A 17,981-nucleotide genomic window follows, 5' to 3' on the forward strand; every position below is an offset into this window, starting at 1 on the left:
ATGTTTAGTCCAGCCTCGGGGGAGGTATACCTAGGATCTCGAACACGCTCGGCATCGGAGACCTGCCTTCCAGCAGGGCCCTAACCACCTGGGGATCAAGGCTGCACCTGCGCCAGGCCAGCTCGACTTGGAGGAACTGGAATACTCTGCCGTCCTTGCGTATGAGTAGCCAGAGGCCCGCAGCGGCGATTATCGCCACTATACCTATGGCAGCGCTCGCGTATAGGGTTAGCACGAAGAGTAGGGGGAGGGAGACCCCTAGTATGACCCCGTAGAGCTTCATCCGCTTCTCAACTCTCTCAGCCTCGGACTCCAGCGCGGGATCCGTGTGGCAGGGGCTAGAGACCTCGCCCGCCACGACGGATACCGCGCTCCTGACGAGCTCGGCGTCGGCCTGCTGGCTTAACCTGTAGAGCAGGGACGCCAGGCGGTGGAAACCCAGGGATTTGGTAAGTGTTGATAGCCCGATCTTGGACAGGTCTAGATCGCTGGCATACTTTGCTAGGGCACACGACACCATCCTAACGACGTCCTCTGGATTCTCCTCGCCTCTGCGGGCCTTGTAGATGTCGAGGACCATGTCAACTGGGGGCGGCGTTGAGCTGCACTCGGCTGGAGGCTCGGCCATGTATATGCCTGCGAGCCTTGTTATCGCGGTGAAGACTACCCTGGCGTTGAATAGCTCTCTCTTCATAGACCGGTTATCCTCCTCATCGAGTCTATCACGTGCTCTATAGACTCTAGCGTGGAGGGCTCGAACGATACGAGTATAGAGTTTCTTGAGCCGTCGATGCTCACCCTGTATACGTTCGCTTTCTCGCTCATCACGGTCAACAGGTCCTTGGCCTTGTCGAGGGCCTCTCCGCCCTTGTAGAACACGCTGTACTCCACTCCGTTGGCCTTCAGCTTCATCTTCTTATAGCTATCTAGGTCTTTCAAGTCTGCCTTCACCGATAAGCGTATCGAGGGGATCTTCATATTCGCGATGTGAGCCTCCCCCCTTAATCTACTGCCGCTCCCCAGCTGGTATATGAGTTCTAGCCGTTCCCTCTTCTTGAACATCCAGATGAGTGGCAGGTAGAAGAATACGTGGTAGGGGGGAGTCGTGTAGAGTAGGTGCACGTAGTCGACGTCCCTCCTCTTCACCTTGTATTTTGCCCTGAACCCGACTAGGTATCCGAGGTACCAGTATGTCTTGTCCCGTGGCTTGAACTTCTCCTCTAGGAACCTTATGAGTATGGATTGCTTCCTGATCATCTTCTTCCTTATCCGGAAGAACCAGATGACGCCTGGGAAGCTGGCCAGGATTATTATAGCAGCAATTAAATTTATTAGATCTGATGTATTCACCTTCGCGGTTCCCCCTCATCGTATATACAGGTGTTAATGAAAATAAATTATTTGGAACCAGCCATAGTAGCGGAATACAGAGTTATACCCACCCTAGTGGGGTGTAAACCTATGGCTAACTCCGCGGTGAAAGCCCTGGGGGCCGTGATAACCATACTAGGACTGCTATTCCTGCTGTATACGTTCTATCTGGGAGCGGTCCACGGCAAGATTGGAGAGGCCGGTAAGGTATCGACTGATGCATGGCTGACGATTCTCGGGTGGTTCTTCATACTGATAGGCCCAGCACTGATCGCTGGCGAGACGCCAGTCGCTATAAAGCAGAAGTTGAAGAGGTGATCGCGTCATGGCCGCGTATGCTATCGAGGTAGCGTTAATCGTCGTGATAATCTATGGTATCGCATATCTCTACTATGGCAAGAAGATACTCCAGGAGAAGATAGTCAAGGCCGACCCCAATAGGCCCACGCCAGCCTTCACGAAGTTCGACGGCGTCGACTACGTGCCAGCCAACAAATACGTGCTATACGGCCACCACTTCGCAAGCATAGCCGGGGCAGGACCCATAGTCGGCCCCGCGATAGCAATGGCGTACGGCTGGCTACTACCGCTCATCTGGGTGCTCTTCGGGAACGTCTTCATAGGAGCGGTACACGACTACCTAGCGGTCATGGCCAGCGTGAGGTACGGCGGCCTGTCGGTCATGAGCATAAGCGAGAACGTGATGGGCAGGAAGGCCAGGTACATCTTCCTGGTCTACGTCTACGCCGCCCTAATCCTGGTGGTGGCGGCGTTCGCCAGCGTGGCGGCATTGGTGTATACGAAGAACCCGAGCGCGGCGACAAAGGCCATAATCTACATGCCCATAGCACTGCTACTCGGAGTACTCGTATACAGGCTCGGGACCGGGGTAACAACGTCAACGGTGATAGCCATAATCCTAGTCATACTAGGATTCTACTACGCATACAAGGTACCACTAATACTAGGATACGACCCGGCAACCAAGACGGGAGACTTCTGGGGCACATACCACCTATGGGTCTCAATACTCTCATTCTACGCCTTCATAGCCGCCAGCCTGCCAGTATGGTATCTGCTACAGCCGAGAGACTACCTAAACGCGTACCTGCTATGGTTCTTCGTCGTATTCGCCATAGTAGGCGCTCTACTCGTCGGAGACCTAAAGTTCACGGGCCCAGCCTACACGAGCTGGTCCCCTAAGATCATCGGAGGCCACCCAACACCCTTCTGGCCGGCTATACCACTCATAATAGCGTGTGGAGCGTTAAGCGGATTCCACAGCGTCGTGGGATCCGGCACTACAAGCAAGCAGCTGTCGAACGAGCTAGACGCCCTACTAATCGGCTACGGGGGCATGCTAACTGAGGGCGCTGTATCCAGCCTGGCAGTGATAACCCCAATAAGCCTGGCATGGGCAGCCCCCGAGCTAACCGGGGTGGCATACAAGACTAGCATACTAGAGCTAGACAAGGTATCCAGGTTCGTAGTGGGCTACGGCTACATGACCGCCAAGGCCCTATCCAGGTTCGGCCTAAGCTTCAACGACGTGTTCAGCCTGACGAAGCTCTTCGCCGCAATAGCACTAGCGACGTTCATACTGACAACTCTAGACACCGCCACGAGGCTAGCCAGGTTCGCGTGGCAGGAGATGTTCGACTGGCTACAGGAGAAGAACCTCGGAGCCTACAAGGTGCTGACCAACAGGTTCGTTGCAACCTTCCTAGCAGTCTTCCTGGGATGGGCCCTCGCGTTCCCAGAGGTGACGATAGGAGGCAAGAAGGTCGCTGCCTTCAACGTGGTATGGCCAGCCTTCGCCGGCACAAACCAGCTACTAGCGGCACTTGCTCTGCTAACGACTGCACTATGGGTCTACTCTATACTAAAGGTCAGAGGCGCCGAGAACTGGCTGATACAGATACCGGCCTGGTTCCTGTGGATAACTGTGACACTCGGACTGCTATGGTGGACGGTAGTCGTACTACCCGGGCTCCCGACTATACAGAAGTATGGCGCTGGCAGCATAGTAGTGGTGTCACTAGCCCTAGACTTCCTACTGATATACTACTTCGTCAAGGGACTGATGTTCAAGAAGACGGCATAAACCTCCTAAACCATAACTTTTTCTCCCCGCCCGGAGACAACATATATTATACGGTGGAGTATCGGCATGCCTCTACCCCAAGCGTTATCCAGGCTGTTAAAGGAGTTCACGCTACTCGTAAAGGGAATATTCCAGGCCATGAAGCAGGACAGCGTATCGGTACTGGAGTTGGAGTATCTCGAAGCCGAGAACGCCTTCCTAAGCCTAGTCATAGGAGGACTCGTAGGCCTCCACATAGTCCCCCTGGGCCTCTCAATGGAACTGGCCCCGCTCCTGAAGGACGAGATATCTATAATGGAGAAGAGGCACTTCCTTGGGAGCGACGTGCTAGCCGACTACTTCTCCGAGCTAGGTGGAGAATGGTGAGCAGCCTCCGGAACCTGTTGGAGGAGTACCTAGTCGAGGGGGCCAGCGGCAGGCACGTGCTCATAACGATAGGCAAGGGTGGCGTGGGAAAGACCACCTTCAGTATACTAGCTGGACTCATATATTCGCGCCACGGTAAAACCCTTATCGCGAGCCTCGACCCGGCGAAGCACCTGTTAGAGTATCTAGGCTTGAATAAGCCCCTGAGCGTCGAGAGGATAGAGGGTGACCTGTACGCGGTACAGTATGATATAGCGCCTCTCGCCAAGAAGCTCTCCGACGAGTACGCGCTGCTACTGCGCCAGGTCATGCCGGGCTTAACCATAGTCAATCTAGACGACGTCGTGAAAGCTGTTAAAATGGCGCCGGGCTTCGAGGAAGAGGTCTTCCTGAGGATCCTAGAGGAGCTATACAACTCCGACTACGACTACATAGTCATAGACACGCCGCCCACAGGGGTCACGCACAGGATCCTAAACCTGCCGCGGCTCCACATGTTCTGGATAGAGAAGCTCCACGAGCTACGAGCCAGGATAGTCAGCCTACGCTACGCCATGGCCAGGGCCATGGGTAGGAAGGTCGAGCTGAAGGACCCGGTCTTGGCGAAGCTCCAAGAACTCTACGACAGGTACAAGGGGCTGTGGAAGCAGATGACCGATAGCCAGAGGACGACCACGGCCATCATAGCAACGCCGGAACCCCTGCCCGTATACGAGGCCAAGACTACAATAGACCTGCTACGGCAGCTGAACATAAAGTGCAGGATGCTCGTCGTGAACAGGGTCCTCCCAGAGGATAAGGCCAGGGAGATAGGCCTCCTGGAAGTGCAGAGGAAGAGCATAGAGGAGGCACTGGAGATAACCTCGGGGGAGTGCAGGGTCATCGGTATCATGCAACACGTGAAGACCCCGAAGACCCTGGAGGAGGCGAGAGAGCTACTAGACCGAGTGATAACCCCGGTCACGGTATAACCGAGTTATCGCGCCCGGGCGAGACGTTATTTATCACCGCCAATACATCGGTGTCCCGGTGTTGAGGGCTTGGGCTTCCCTTCGATCCTGTATCCCCTAGAAAGAGGTGCCAGTCTCTTCCCGAACCGCCAGGTGGTAGGCCCGGATAGACGCGTGACTTACAGGGAGATGCTTGACCGCGTCAGGAGGCTCGCCGGCTTCCTCAGGTCTAAGGGGATAGGCGAGGGCGACGTAGTCGCTGTGGCCGATGTGAACAGTGTGCGGTTCATGGAGCTAGTATACGCATTATCTCTGACTAACTCGATACTGATGCCGATAAACTTCAGGCAGCCGCCGTTAATGATAAAGGATATGCTGGAGGAGGCTGAGGCGAAGGCCTTCATATACTCGCAACCCTTCAAGGACCTGGCACGGCTCAAACCCGGAATACTAGAGCTACGGTTAGAGGACTACCAGGCCTGGCTCGACACAGCCCCCTACGAGGGACGCCCGGACCCGGACGCCGACTACGTGCTCCTCTACACGAGCGGCACCACCGGGAAGCCTAAGGGCGTCCTATACAAGCAGTGGAAGATGGTTCAGGGAGGCCTCTCAATAGCGCACCAGCTGAGCCTATACGAGACCCCGGCAAAGCTGTCGAGTGGAGACGTCATACTCTCCCTGATACCAATGTTCCACATACTCTCATGGGGCAGTGTATTCATCGCACCCTTCATAGGGGCCAAGCTAGTGTTCGTCGACAAGTTCGACCCCGAGGCCATCGTGGAGAAGATAAGGGAGGAGGAGGTGACCTGGTTCAACGCTGTCCCAACGATGCTGGCCATGATACTACAGACCGGGGCCAAGTTCGACGGGCTGAAGGCAATCATAGGCGGGTCGCCACTGCCAAAGAAGTACTGGGACCTGGCCCGGGCGAGGGGCATACGGATAACGATGATCTACGGCGCCACGGACATGCTCGCGGTGAGTCTATCCATACTCACGGACCACACGAGCGAGGAGGACGCCAGGCTGGTGACCCACCCAGTACCCTACGCGGAGGTGAAGATCGTTAAGGAGGACGGGAGCCCCGCTCGCCCCGGGGAGATAGGCGAGATATACTATAGGAGTCCCTGGATGCCCGAGGGCTACTACAAGAACCCCGAGAAGACCGCCGGGTCATTCATCGACGGGTGGTTCAGGACCGGGGACCTAGGCTCTCCCACCGAGGACGGGGGATTCACTATACTTGACAGGATCAAGGACGCCGTCAAGAGCGGTGGCGAGTGGATACCGACCAGTGTACTGGAGTCGATAATAAGCGAGGTCGAGGGAGTATCCATGGTGGCAGTCATACCCGTGGAGCACGAGAAGTGGGGGGAGAGGCCAGCCGCGGTGTATGTGGGCACGGCTAGTGAACTCGATATACGAAGACATCTTGAGAAGGCCGTCGAGGAGGGTAGAATAGCCAAGTACTGGATCCCAGACTACATCGTACGCGTCGATGAACTGCCAATGACCACCACGGGGAAGATAAACAAGCGAGCTCTACGGGAAAAGATCAGGGAGCTAATCCAATAGCCCTCCCGGCTCTAGGCGGAGGCTATAACAGGCCTACCCCACCAGCATCCTCATACTCTACCTCCAGCCCGGCTTCCTCGGCATACATCTTTATAGTGGGCGAGACGAGGGCCCTTAGACCCTCTCCATAGGCCAGGTACGGCGTGTAGTAGCGCTTCCTAGCATCGTCTAGGCCCCTTGCCAGGACTCCGGCATAGGCCAGTAGAGGCTCGCCGCCTAGGCCGACCAGTAGGGACCCTATGACGTATGCGCGTTTAACGAATCTAGCCCCCTCCTCTACCGCCTCCAGGAGGCCAGCTCCCTCCCTGATCCTCCTGGCGATCCACAGGGTTATGAGGTGGGAGTCGGTATAGGATTTAGGGTCCAGGCCCAGCTCCTCGGCGACTGCATCAGCGAGCACACTCCCGTTGTGGGCCAGGTAAAGTTCTCCATAGCTCTTCTCCCTAGCTATGCCAGCGTTGAAGGGATGGGTGTTCAAGACTCCACGCGGCATGCCCCTGCTGGCCCTGCGCGAGTGGAGGAGGAGCAGGACCCGGCGGGCCTTTGTAACGACTTCTGCGAGGCGCCTAGAGTACTCTTGAAGCATTTCAAGGTTCAGCCTACAGGAATCCTCGTAGTCTCTAGTGTAGTCGTATGCGTCATATCTGTAGTAGTGGAGCTCCCAGCCCCTACCCTGATCGACTAGCAGGGCCGCCCCGAAGCCGTGGCAGTGGCGCCCGTCTCCCCCCGTTAACTCAGCTAGTAGGGGGTCTTCCGCCGACGCCTTATAGTGTAGGTGTATAAGGCTCCCTAGAGTATTTACACCCTCGTCCTGGGCTCTGGCGAAGAGGACTCTGCACATGGCTGATCGAGTCTATAGTGTATCCCGGCTTCCGTGTTAAATATTATGTTAATGTATATGTTTAGGCTGTCAAACATTTGACTCCGGCGTGGTGTATACTAAGTTTCTTAGGAGGTTGTAGGTTTTCAGCGCGTCTCGCGAGTCCACCACTATTATCGTGTCCACGTAGCATGATATTATCTGGGTTATATTGACCCCGTTCCCGGCAAGGTAGCTGGTTATGTACGCGATTACTCCGGGCGTGGTGATTATGTCCTCGGGGCTGACCATGACCACCGCGGTCTGCTCGTCTATCCTCTCCAGGGGCTTGCCTATCCTAGACACTATGTAGTCGACGTCTTCAGACGATACTACTAGTGTCACCTGCTTGAAGCCCTGTGTCACCTGTATGAAGCGCGCATTCTCTGCGACCTGGGAGGTTACCGAGAGGGCTTTTGGCATTAGGTGTCCGGGGAAGGTTAGTATTGTTACGGAGTCGTGTATTATTATGGTGGACTTGGAGAGGACTTCTTCGACTCTACTCCTCATAGTGCCTTTGAGCTTCTTGGCTAGCCTGTGAAGCGCTATCTTTGCGGCGGCCGGGTTTACCTCTACCCTCCGGGTCTCGCGGATCTCTCTGGCGATTTGCCTCGCCAGCTCGCTGATGTTCACTATCCCCCTTGCCAGGCAATCGCTTAGACAGGGGTCCCTCGTTATCCTCTCCCGGACTAGCTCGGCCGCGTTTCCACTCAAATTGGGGTCCCTCCTGCTGTTACGTTTGTATCATGTCTTATAAAAGCGTTACATATGTATCAATAATGTATATAAATGATACGATATAGTTACAGGCGGTAGGTGAACGCCTATGGCTGTGGCATGGAAGCCCGTGGCCCTCGCATTCATAGTACTCACCATAATACTCGCGGGAGCCCTCATCGTGGTATGGGGTAAATCCTCGTCGGCCCAGGAGGAAGTCCCGGAACAGTTCAAACTACACCATAACCAGCTAGAGAAGATCAAAGAGAGGGGAGTACTGATAGTCGGCACGAGCGCCGACTGGCCGCCCTACGAGTACGTGACCCCCGACGGGAAATTCGCTGGCATAGACATGATCCTAGCCCAGAAGATAGCCGACGCCCTGGGCGTCAAGCTAGAGATAAAGGACATGAAGTTCGCAGCCCTATTCGAGGCCGTCCAGAGGGGCGACGTAGACATCGTCATCGCAGACGTGGCCATGAAGCCTAAGAGATTGCAGGCAGTCGACTTCACGATACCCTACAGGTGCGAGTCGGGGAAGGCTATAGTGATCAAGGCATCCGACGCGGACTCCTACAACGGCTACAGCTGGCTTGAGGGCAAGAAGATAGGAGTCCAGCTGGCCACTACCGAGCAGGACCTGGCAAAGGAGTACTTCGGCGACAAGTCGGAGATAGTAACCTTCGACAGGGTCTATCCCGAGATGACTCTCTCACTGAAGAACGGCCAGATAGACGCAATGATAGTAGCCCCAGACGTCGCCAAGATAATTGTATCCAAGGAGAAGGACCTAACCATAATCGACAACATACCCTTCTTCAGCTGCAGCGCAGTCGTAGTCCCCCAGTACGCGCTAGACCTAAAACAACAGGTATCACAGGTCATCTGGGACCTGAAGCAGAGCGGCGAGTTCGACCAGATAGTCTCCCAGGAGATATCGAAGTGGCTCGCAACCCAGAGCTAGACCCCCTGGGGGACCCCCAAGCAAATACACCTCTTTTACCCGGGAGGCGTCCATGATTGCTGGACCTAGCTTTAACATACGCGGACCTCCTCCTAGAGGGTCTGGGCAGGACGATAGCAATAGCAATCCTAGGCTTCGCCCTAGGCTTCACGATATCCATGTTGCTCAGCTTCATGAGGTTCCTGGCGCCCTGGCCCGTGAAGTCGCTTGCAGAGGCCTACATAGGGTTCTTCCGGGGAACGCCGCTCCTAGTACAAATATTCATGATATTCTTCGGCCTACCCAGTATAGGTATAAAGATGAACGCCTTCACCGCCGCCACGCTCGCGATAGGGCTAAACAGCGGAGCATACCAGGCGGAGATAGTCAGGTCAACCGTAAAGGGGGTCCCAGAGGAACAGTTGCTCGTCGCAAGATCCCTCGGCTTGAGTGAGGCCCAGATACTCCGGCACGTAGTGCTGCCACAGGCCGTGAGGAACGCTATACCAGCGCTGACAAACGAGTACGTCATGCTCTTGAAGGAGAGCGCCCTGGCGAGCGTTATAGGGGTGATGGAGTTGACCAGGGTGGGAGAGTTCATGACGGCCGCAACCTTCCGGGCCCTAGAAGCCTACCTCTTGGTTGCACTAATCTACCTGGCAGTATCCTACACGTTCATGAAGGCATCCAAGTCCACCGAGAAGAAGCTGGCCATACCAGGCTACGAGAGGTGGGTAAAGTGAAGACCCTTGAACTATTAGACATACACGCGGGATACAGGGGCCACGAAGTACTCCACGGAGTCAGCCTAACCGTTGACACCCCCGAGAACGTGGTCATAGCGGGGCCGAGTGGTAGCGGTAAGTCAACACTACTAAAGGTCATACCCCGGCTAGTCGAGCCCACCAAGGGAAAAATAATATTCAAGGGAGTAGACGTGACCGGGATCAGCGACGAGAAAAAGCTCCGGAGTATAAGGTCCAGGATAGGCTACCTACCACAGCACTACGGCCTATTCCCCCACATGAAGGTGATAGATAACGTCACATTCCCACTGCGGGTCGTCAAGAAGGTGCAGGCCGACAAGGCTAGGGAAACCGCGCTACGGTACCTGAAGCTCTTCGGCATAGAAGACCTGGCTGACCGGTATCCCTCTCAGCTGAGTGGTGGGCAGCAGCAGAGGGCGGCCCTGGCAAGGGCCCTCGCAATGGACCCCGACCTCCTCCTGCTCGATGAGCCCACAAGTGCTTTGGACCCCGAGTCTAGGCTCGACGTGCTCGACGCGCTATACGAGGTCGCGCGCCTGGGCAAGTCGATGATAATAGTGACCCATGAAATGGACTTCGCCCTTGAGATAGCCGACAAGATGCTCTACATGGAGAACGGCGTGATAATCGCCGAGGGGGAGCCACACGAGATAATAAGCTCCAACGAGAGAATCCGGGACTTCCTACACAAGCTAGCCGGGACCGTGAAGGGCATGGACGGCTTAAGCCGGGGATAGCCCTGGGTCCATACATGGGGACACTAGCAAGCCCGGCGCCCATCTATTTATACCGAGTAGGGGTATCCCATGAAGGCCGACGAGGTGATGAGGATGCCCCAATGGGGTTAACTCCCCGCGGACTCCGCGCTCCTCAATCCGAGGATATAATCCCCACCTCCTGGTACAACATCGTGCCCGACCTTCCAAGCCCACTACCACCACCTAGGAAGCCAGACGGATCCATACTAGATCCTAGAGAGCTTGAAGCAGTCTTCCCCAAGGAACTGGTCCGACAGGAGACCAGCAACGAACGCTACATACCAATACCAGACGAGGTGCTCAGAGCATACCTAGAGGTGGGCAGGCCAACCCCACTACTTAGAGCTAAGAGGCTTGAAGAGAGGCTTGACACGCCGGCCAGGATATACTTCAAGTACGAGGGGGTACTACCGACTGGAGCCCACAAAGTAAACACAGCGCTAGCACAGGCCCACATGGCGAGGGAGGAGGGCATAGAAAGGCTTACAACCGAGACCGGAGCCGGACAGTGGGGCAGCGCCCTGGCCCTGGCGGGAGCACTCTTCGGTGTCACGGTAAGAGTCTACATGGTCAAGGTGAGCTACCACCAGAAGCCATACCGCAGGATACTAATGCAGGCCTACGGCGCTGAGGTCGTACCAAGCCCGAGCAAATACACCAGCGTAGGGAGGAAGATCCTAGAGGAGGACCCCGGCAACCCGGGTAGCCTCGGCATAGCCATAAGCGAGGCCATCGAAGACGCCGTTTCGAACCCGAACACCAAGTACTCGCTGGGATCCGTGCTCAACAGCGTGCTCCTACACCAGACCGTGATAGGGCAGGAAGCCATGAAGCAGCTAGAACACCTCGGAGAGGAGCCGCCGACACACCTCGTGGGATGCGTTGGCGGCGGGAGCAACTTCGCCGGGTTCACCTACCCCTTCATAAGGGAGAAGCTCGCTGGCAAGCTGGACGCCGAGATAATAGCCGTGGAGCCCAAGGCGGCTCCCTCGATGACAAGGGGCGTTTACACGTACGACTATGGGGACTCGGCGGGGCTAACACCACTGCTCAAGATGCACACTCTAGGCCACAAGTACGTCCCGCCACCCATACACGCGGGCGGACTGCGGTACCATGGAGTCGCCCCTACGCTAAGCATACTAGTAAACCATGGGATTGTGAAGCCCGTGGCCTACAGGCAGACGGAGGTCTTCGAGGCGGCTCTGGAATTCGCGAGGGCCGAGGGCTTCATAGCCGCCCCGGAGACGGCTCACGCGGTGAAGGCCGTTATAGACCTGGCCCTTGAGGCCAAGCGCCTAGGCGAGGAGAGGGTTATCGTGTTTAACTTCAGCGGCCACGGCCTGCTAGACCTAAAGGGATACGACGATTACCTAGCCGGGAAGCTGGTTGATGCTGAGCTGGGGAAGCCGGATCTCTCATACCTGCCGGGCCTACAGGAGGGCTGATGCCTATTGTGGAGTATAGGGTTGAGCTCGTCAGGCTCGCCGAGCTCAGGCCACACGAGGACGTCGATAAGGGACGCGTAGCCGATATAGCCAGGAGCCTCGCTAGGATAGGCGTGCTCTACAGGCCACTAATCATAGAGGAAGAAACCAACACGGTAATAGACGGGCACCACCGCATAGAGGCCCTCAAACTGCTAGGAGCCAGGTACGCCCCGGTAGTACGAGCCAGCTATGACAGGGACATAGCGGGGATACAGGCCCCCGTTAGAAGAATCTGTGTGGAGGCCGCTACGCCCGAAGATGCGCTGTACCGTGCAGCCTCTCTCCTGGAGGAGGGATTGGAGAGGGGCCCATCGAGGATCATACTCAGATCCGGAGCCCATACAGCTACCCTGAGAGGGTCCCTCTACTCCATATACAATGTAGTAGATAGTCTAGAGCGCAAGCTAGCGAGACCCTACGGCTGTCAAGGAGTGCTCCTACTACCGGAACCCTTGAACCGCGACGCTATACTTGGAGCCGCCCTGGAGGGGCTGCTCTACCCGAGGAAGTCGTCGATACACGTCACTCCACTGAAGAAGCTATACCATCCAGTCAAGCTCAGGTTACTGGAGGACGGTGTCCCGAGAGCGTTGAGGGGCTAAGCCTAGCCCCATCCATTATATTTTTATCCTAAACTATTTTTCCTAGATGATCCCGGAGCACACTAGCCCTCGTTTAAAGCTTCCAAGCTAGAAGTGAGGGGGCCACTGGTGGCGCCGCGGGCGGGATTTGAACCCGCGCGGGGTCTCCCCCACCGGCTTAGCAGGCCGGCGCCCTAACCAGGCTAGGCGACCGCGGCACCCTCCGTATTGACTCGTTAAAGCCTTCTAGGGTTTTAGGCTTTCCGCTCAGCCGTCCACCAGGCCGTCTTCCCGTGCAATCGATTTAACCCTCTAGAAAGGCCTGGGTAACGAGGTGGTCTATACAATGGTCAAGTCCTATCTAGACGGCAAGGTGTATTGGATAATCCTAGACAAGCCAGATAAACTGAACAGCTTCGACTCAGAGACGCTCCAAGAACTGAGGAACAGGACGCTCGAAGGGTGCAGGAGCATAGCAAGCCTAGTAGCGATAAGGGGCGAGGGAAGACTCTTCTCGGCCGGAATGGACCTCGAAGAGATCGCGAACGCCAATACAGCAGGCGACGTTAGAAGGCTCTTCGAGCGATTCAAGGAGTTCCTAGAGGCAATAGTCTCTTGCCGGGGGAGCATCGCCGGGTTCGACTCGTGGAAGCCGGTTGTAGTCGTGATGAACGGCCCAGCTGTGGCGGGCGGCGCAGAGCTAGCGCTAGCCGCTGACTTGGTGTATGCAGTTAAAGGGAGCTGGCTACAGTGGCCCGAGCTGCGATGGGGCCTGATACCCCCGATGCTAGCCGGGTTGACGGCGCAGAACGGCTCAGCCAGGCTAGCCCAGCTGGGGCTCGCCATGGAGAGGGTCAGCGTCGAGGAGGCCCGCAGCCTAGGCATAGTGTCCAGTGTATTCGAGGACCTGGACTCGGCGCTAGAAGCGGTAGCCAGGCTAGCCGCTCAATTGGAGTCCGCTGGAGGCCGGGCGGTAGACGCCTTCCTGGGACCGTTGAGGAGGGATAAGATGTCGTGGCTTGAGAGGGCTAAAGACCTCGTTGCCCTGGCCGAGAGGGAGGAATTCATAGAGGAGGCCAGGGCTTTCCTCTCCAAGTCCAAGAAACAATAACACCGCCACCCCCGCTCCCAGACACCGGTCGCCCCGCCTATACTGGCCTACCGTTGGTGAACCTCCAGGCGTATAGGAGGCAGGCCCTTATCCCCTCCCGTGGCACGAGTTCGGGGCATCTATTGATCGTGAACCCGGCTGTCCCGTCAATGTAGTTGGCGAGTGGCTGGGGGTCCCTCCTGCTTGTATTCTCCTGGAAGACGCAGCGGGGCCCTGTCCACTTGAAGAGTCGTGGATGGACCTGTACCAGCTTATTCCATAGGAGCCATGAGACGTGTCTTATCTCCCACTGTGCCCGGGTGCACATCCTGAGCGGTAGGAAGGATTGGACTAGTTCCCTGGCGTTCATGGTGGCGATTATCCTGCTCCTAACTGCATGGGGTATAGTGAACCTCGCGTCTTCTCTGGGCACGCCTCTCGCGAGTAGCTTGTAGTACATAGATGTGGCCTGTAGATAGTGCTTCGCGGTCTCCACTAGCTGGTCGCTATCCATGCTCGGGGGGAAGACGTAGGCCTCCCTCGCCAGAGACACCACGGTTTCATCGTCTAGACTGTCTGTCATGCCGAGTGCCTTGGAGTAGCATTTGTATGCGTCCCTCTCGGGGAATCTCTTAGGCGAGGGCGGGCAGTCGAGTCCCAGGAGGCTCGACGCCTTCAGGGCTATGTCCCTTAGAGTCCCCTCAGTGTATCTCATGCTCTGCTGCGTATAGCTCGCTATCCTGTGCCGGACTAGTTGGTGCGTGCATACCCGGGAGCAGCCTTCGGCTATCCACGTGTAGCTTGAGTGCTCCCACGGGCTGAAGTGTTGCCTCCTCCAGGTTTCCCTTATCCAGGTCTCCACCTCCTCATCCTTCATTGATAGGAGGCTTTGGACGTCCTTCCTTGAGAGGCTCAGCTTCGACGCGGCTGCTATGATTTTGTCGCCCTCCCTCGTGTATGCCACTAGGTGTACTCGTATCTTGTCCAAGACCCTGTACCCGGGGTGGTATTCGCTTTGGCTCCCTGTTTTAACCCGGAAGCCCAGATGGCAAAAACAGTATATCATATTGTGGCTTTGGATGCAGGTCTTATGGTATTATCCCTGGGCGGGTAATGGTTATAATATATTTTCACATGAGATACAAAGCATATTTTAACTGGACACTGCTACCGGTATCGACGAAGATATCCCTTTGAAGTGGGGTGTGCGCTTCGTGGGCATGAAATGGATAGCGGCAATCCTACTGGCACTATTCACGATAGCCCCTGTCATGGCAGCGGTATCATACTCACAGCCGGTAACAATCACCATAGGCGGCCTACTACCACTGACAGGAGACCTACAGAGCTACGGAGAAAGAGCCAACGCCGCGGTAGAATTCGCGGTCCAAGAGATGAACCAGTACCTAGAGGAGAAGAACGCCTGGTTCAGGCTAAACCTCGTGGTTGAGGACACGCAGACCAAGCCCGACGTGGCGGTACAGAAGCTGAGCTCACTGGTAGCCCAGGGAGTCAAGTTCGTGGTCGGGCCAATGACCAGCGCAGAGGTTAAGAAGGTGAAGGGCACCGCTGACGAGCAGAACGTGCTCATAATCAGCCCGAGCAGCACCGCCATAGAGCTGGCCATACCCAACGACAACGTCTTCAGGTTCTGTCCAGCCGACGACGTGCAGAGCAAGGCCATAGGTGCGCTAGCCGAGAAGCTAGGCCTAAAGGCGGTCGTCATAATCAACAGGGCCGATACCTGGGGCAACGGGCTAATGGAGGCCACAAAGAAGGTGCTCCAAGACAGGGGAGTCGAGGTAGCTAAGGTGTACAGCTACAACGCCGAGAGCCCAGCCTTCTCAAGCATAGCCACGAACCTAAACGACGAGCTAGGCAAGCTGCTCAAGGAATACAAGCCGAACGAGGTCGCAGTTATACTGATAGCCTTCAACGAGGCCAAGGACCTCTTCATAGAGGCTAGGAAGTACCCCAACACTGGCAAAGTAGCCTGGATTGGCAGCGACGGTACAGCCCTGCTAACCGAGATAGTAAGCGACCCTGTCAGCGGCGAGTTCTCCTCGAAGGTGCTCTTCATCAACCCGATCTTCAGCCCAGCCGCGACGGACGAGCAGGCTAAGGTCGCCCAGTACGTGAAGCAGAAGCTAGGCGTAGAGCCCGACGCATACGCCCTGGCAGCACACGACGCTGTAGTAGCCATCGCGTTAGCAATACTACAGGCCGGGCAGACAGACGACATGGACCAGCTAGTCAACAAGGTCAAGCAGCTCATACCACAGGTAGTCCAGAGCGACGAGTTCGCGAAGTATGCTGCAACCGGCAAGTTCCCGCTGAATGACGCTGGCGACAGGGCCACCGCCGACTACGACTTCTGGGTCGTTATGAAAACTGGGGCAAAGTACGACTGGGTCAAGGCTGGCCAGTACAAGGGCCTTGAGGACAAGGTAGTCTTCATCAAGCTACCGAACGGGAAGACCTACCTAGACCTATTCCAGGAGACATTCGCCCCCGCCCCATCCCCGACCAAGACCACCACCGCAGCACCATCCCCGACTACGACAACAGCTTCACCAGCAGAGACGGCTAAGACCACTACCACCGAGGAGAAGAAGGGCGGCACCAGCACCGGGCTAATAGTAGGCATCATAATCATTATCATCATAATAATAGCTGCAATAGCATTAGCCAAGAAATAGCCCTCTAGCCTACCATACACTCAACTCCTTTCTTTGACAATAATTTTTCCCTCTAAATCCTTGTCCACGAGGAGGTAGCGGATTTATAGTCGTCTCCTAGACCCCCTACAACCAGCCATGAGAAGCCCGTAGACACCCGCATTAAAGGGTGAAGAAAGTGTCTCAGGCAGGCGTGCAAGACCGGGCTAAGGGGGCTCCGCCCGAGGGGGGAGTTGTACTTGAGACCCGTGACCTGGTGAAGAGGTTCGGGGGCATAGTTGCGCTGAACCGGGTCAATATCAAGTTGTTCAGGGGCAGGATCACCCTGTTGATCGGCCCCAACGGGAGCGGGAAGACCACGCTGGTCAACGTAGTCTCAGGGTTCATCCCCCCGGACGAGGGGAAGGTGATATTCAAGGGACGGGATATAACCCACATCCCGCCCCATGACAGGGTTAAGCTGGGCATGGTTAGGACCTTCCAGATCCCCAGGCCCTTTATGAATTTAACCGTCTTGGAGAACGTTCTTGCAGCGGCCGAGGGGAACCCGGGGGAGAACCCCTACCTGGCCGGGATATCTAGGGGGAGGTGGCTTGGTTTCGAGGAGGAGGCGACTAAGAGGGCCTTATCCATCCTAGAATGGGTTGGTCTCCTCCCCAAGTGGGATGTAAGGGCTAGCGAGCTGAGCGGCGGCCAGTTGAAGCTCCTTGAGATAGCTAGGGCGATTATGAAGGGCGCCGACACCATTATCATGGACGAGCCGGCCGCCGGCGTCAACCCGAGGCTGGTCGAGGAGCTCTTCCAGAAGATAATCAAGCTCAGCAGGGAGAAGCACATAACATTCCTCATAATAGAGCACAGGATAGGCCTGGTAGCGAAGTACATGGACTATGCCTACGCGATGAACATGGGCAGGGTGATCGCCGAGGGGACTCCCGAAGAGGTGCTCAACAACCCCATGGTCCTGGAGAGCTATCTGGGTGGTTAGCCGTGGCCCAGGGTAACGGAGACGCCATAATGAAGCTCATAGACGTCAACGCCGGCTATGGGAAGCTGCAGACGCTCTTCGACGTCAACCTAGAGATACCCACGGGCAAGATAACAGTCATAGTAGGCCCTAACGGGGCCGGCAAGAGCACGCTGTTGAAGACGCTCTTCGGCCTCACGACAGTCTATAGTGGAAAGGTGCTGTTCGACGGCAGGGACATAACCCACATGGCCCCCCACGAGAGGGCCAAGCTGGGGATGGCGTTCATATTCCAGCTGAACAACATATTCGCCAACCTCACGGTCATAGAGAACCTGAGGCTGGCAGGCCACGACCTCCCGAAGGACGTATTGGAGGAGAGGATAAACGAGGTGTTCGAGACCTTCCCAAGGCTACGGGAGAGGATGGACCAGAAGGCCGGTACTATGAGCGGCGGTGAGAGGCAGATGCTCGCCATGGGGATCGGCATGATCAGGAAGCCCAAGCTATTCCTAATAGACGAGCCAACAGCAGGACTAGCGCCTAAGATAGCAAAGGAGGTGCTAGCCAACGTCAAGAGGCTGAACGAGCAGGGCTACACGATAGTGCTAGTGGAGCAGAACACCAAGGCGGGGCTAGAGATAGGGGACAAGGGAGTCCTAGTCGTCAGTGGGAGAGTTGTTTTCGACGGGCCCGCGAAGGAGCTGATGGCCAGGAAGGACCTGGCCCGCATCTACCTGGGGCTGGGAGTATAGGAGG

The 17,981-nt window shown here is 56.3% G+C and carries 19 protein-coding genes and 1 tRNA gene; 14 read left to right on the forward strand and 6 right to left on the reverse strand.

From position 1 onward, the window contains the following. Positions 1 to 4 precede the first annotated feature (4 nt). Both F7C38_00305 and F7C38_00310 read right to left on the reverse strand, forming a co-directional pair. Positions 5 to 694 (reverse strand): hypothetical protein, encoded by a 690-nt coding sequence (locus F7C38_00305; protein MCE4599994.1) that lies wholly within the window; start codon positions 692 to 694, stop codon positions 5 to 7. Next, complete coding sequence (locus tag F7C38_00310) at positions 691 to 1,350, reverse strand: hypothetical protein (protein MCE4599995.1); 660 nt, start codon at positions 1,348 to 1,350, stop codon at positions 691 to 693. Before F7C38_00310 ends, F7C38_00305 begins: the two co-directional genes overlap by 4 nt. A 111-nt stretch (positions 1,351 to 1,461) precedes the next feature. Between F7C38_00310 and F7C38_00315 the strand changes: the two genes are divergently transcribed. The 5 genes from F7C38_00315 (at position 1,462) to F7C38_00335 (ending at position 6,372) form a co-directional block, all read left to right on the forward strand. Next, positions 1,462 to 1,689, forward strand: a complete 228-nt coding sequence (locus F7C38_00315; protein MCE4599996.1) for a hypothetical protein — start codon at positions 1,462 to 1,464, stop codon at positions 1,687 to 1,689. Positions 1,690 to 1,696: 7 nt separating this feature from the next. Continuing rightward, positions 1,697 to 3,475: a carbon starvation protein A gene (locus F7C38_00320; GenBank protein MCE4599997.1), complete on the forward strand. Its 1,779-nt coding sequence runs from the start codon at positions 1,697 to 1,699 to the stop codon at positions 3,473 to 3,475. Positions 3,476 to 3,541: 66 nt separating this feature from the next. Then, positions 3,542 to 3,841, forward strand: coding sequence for a hypothetical protein (locus F7C38_00325; GenBank protein MCE4599998.1), 300 nt, complete (start codon positions 3,542 to 3,544; stop codon positions 3,839 to 3,841). After that, entirely contained in the window at positions 3,838 to 4,812 is a 975-nt protein-coding gene (locus tag F7C38_00330) for an ArsA family ATPase (GenBank protein ID MCE4599999.1), read from the forward strand. The genes F7C38_00325 and F7C38_00330 overlap by 4 nt, the downstream gene beginning before the upstream one ends. Positions 4,813 to 4,881: 69 nt before the next feature. Further along, positions 4,882 to 6,372, forward strand: a complete 1,491-nt coding sequence (locus tag F7C38_00335; GenBank protein ID MCE4600000.1) for an AMP-binding protein — start codon at positions 4,882 to 4,884, stop codon at positions 6,370 to 6,372. 22 nt (positions 6,373 to 6,394) lie between these two features. Here the strand turns inward: F7C38_00335 and F7C38_00340 are convergent, their stop codons facing one another. Both F7C38_00340 and F7C38_00345 read right to left on the reverse strand, forming a co-directional pair. After that, entirely contained in the window at positions 6,395 to 7,213 is an 819-nt protein-coding gene (locus tag F7C38_00340) for a class II glutamine amidotransferase (GenBank protein MCE4600001.1), read from the reverse strand. Positions 7,214 to 7,282: 69 nt separating this feature from the next. Further along, entirely contained in the window at positions 7,283 to 7,945 is a 663-nt protein-coding gene (locus F7C38_00345; protein ID MCE4600002.1) for an ACT domain-containing protein, read from the reverse strand. A gap of 112 nt (positions 7,946 to 8,057) precedes the next feature. Between F7C38_00345 and F7C38_00350 the strand changes: the two genes are divergently transcribed. From F7C38_00350 to F7C38_00370, 5 genes are all read left to right on the forward strand, one after another. Continuing rightward, entirely contained in the window at positions 8,058 to 8,912 is an 855-nt protein-coding gene (locus F7C38_00350) for an ABC transporter substrate-binding protein (protein MCE4600003.1), read from the forward strand. Positions 8,913 to 8,968: 56 nt separating this feature from the next. Further along, positions 8,969 to 9,634, forward strand: coding sequence for an amino acid ABC transporter permease (locus F7C38_00355; GenBank protein ID MCE4600004.1), 666 nt, complete (start codon positions 8,969 to 8,971; stop codon positions 9,632 to 9,634). Next, on the forward strand, positions 9,631 to 10,395 hold the full coding sequence (locus tag F7C38_00360) for an ATP-binding cassette domain-containing protein (protein MCE4600005.1): 765 nt from the start codon (positions 9,631 to 9,633) through the stop codon (positions 10,393 to 10,395). Before F7C38_00355 ends, F7C38_00360 begins: the two co-directional genes overlap by 4 nt. Positions 10,396 to 10,496: 101 nt before the next feature. Continuing rightward, positions 10,497 to 11,864 carry a TrpB-like pyridoxal phosphate-dependent enzyme gene (locus F7C38_00365; GenBank protein ID MCE4600006.1) on the forward strand — a complete coding sequence of 456 codons (1,368 nt, stop codon included), beginning with the start codon at positions 10,497 to 10,499 and terminating at the stop codon, positions 11,862 to 11,864. Between the two features lie 8 nt (positions 11,865 to 11,872). After that, positions 11,873 to 12,508: a ParB N-terminal domain-containing protein gene (locus tag F7C38_00370; protein MCE4600007.1), complete on the forward strand. Its 636-nt coding sequence runs from the start codon at positions 11,873 to 11,875 to the stop codon at positions 12,506 to 12,508. Between the two features lie 109 nt (positions 12,509 to 12,617). On the opposite strand, the gene F7C38_00375 is transcribed toward F7C38_00370, so the two are convergent. Beyond that, positions 12,618 to 12,705 (reverse strand) — tRNA-Ser (locus F7C38_00375). Positions 12,706 to 12,833: 128 nt separating this feature from the next. On the opposite strand from F7C38_00375, the gene F7C38_00380 reads away from it, so the two are divergent. Next, entirely contained in the window at positions 12,834 to 13,598 is a 765-nt protein-coding gene (locus tag F7C38_00380) for an enoyl-CoA hydratase/isomerase family protein (protein ID MCE4600008.1), read from the forward strand. Positions 13,599 to 13,635: 37 nt separating this feature from the next. Here the strand turns inward: F7C38_00380 and F7C38_00385 are convergent, their stop codons facing one another. Next, on the reverse strand, positions 13,636 to 14,565 hold the full coding sequence (locus tag F7C38_00385; GenBank protein MCE4600009.1) for an FAD-dependent thymidylate synthase: 930 nt from the start codon (positions 14,563 to 14,565) through the stop codon (positions 13,636 to 13,638). A gap of 232 nt (positions 14,566 to 14,797) precedes the next feature. Here F7C38_00385 and F7C38_00390 point away from each other — a divergent pair, with 232 nt between their 5' ends. The 3 genes from F7C38_00390 (at position 14,798) to F7C38_00400 (ending at position 17,977) form a co-directional block, all read left to right on the forward strand. Beyond that, positions 14,798 to 16,276 carry a penicillin-binding protein activator gene (locus tag F7C38_00390; protein MCE4600010.1) on the forward strand — a complete coding sequence of 493 codons (1,479 nt, stop codon included), beginning with the start codon at positions 14,798 to 14,800 and terminating at the stop codon, positions 16,274 to 16,276. 157 nt (positions 16,277 to 16,433) lie between these two features. Then, entirely contained in the window at positions 16,434 to 17,243 is an 810-nt protein-coding gene (locus F7C38_00395; protein MCE4600011.1) for an ABC transporter ATP-binding protein, read from the forward strand. A 2-nt stretch (positions 17,244 to 17,245) separates the two neighbouring features. Further along, the gene (locus F7C38_00400) at positions 17,246 to 17,977 is read left to right on the forward strand and encodes an ABC transporter ATP-binding protein (GenBank protein MCE4600012.1); all 732 of its coding nucleotides are present in this window, start codon (positions 17,246 to 17,248) and stop codon (positions 17,975 to 17,977) included. Positions 17,978 to 17,981 lie beyond the last annotated feature (4 nt).

Origin of the sequence: Candidatus Thermodiscus eudorianus, assembly GCA_015521085.1 — an archaeon.
Lineage (GTDB): Archaea > Thermoproteota > Thermoprotei_A > Sulfolobales > Acidilobaceae > Thermodiscus > Thermodiscus eudorianus.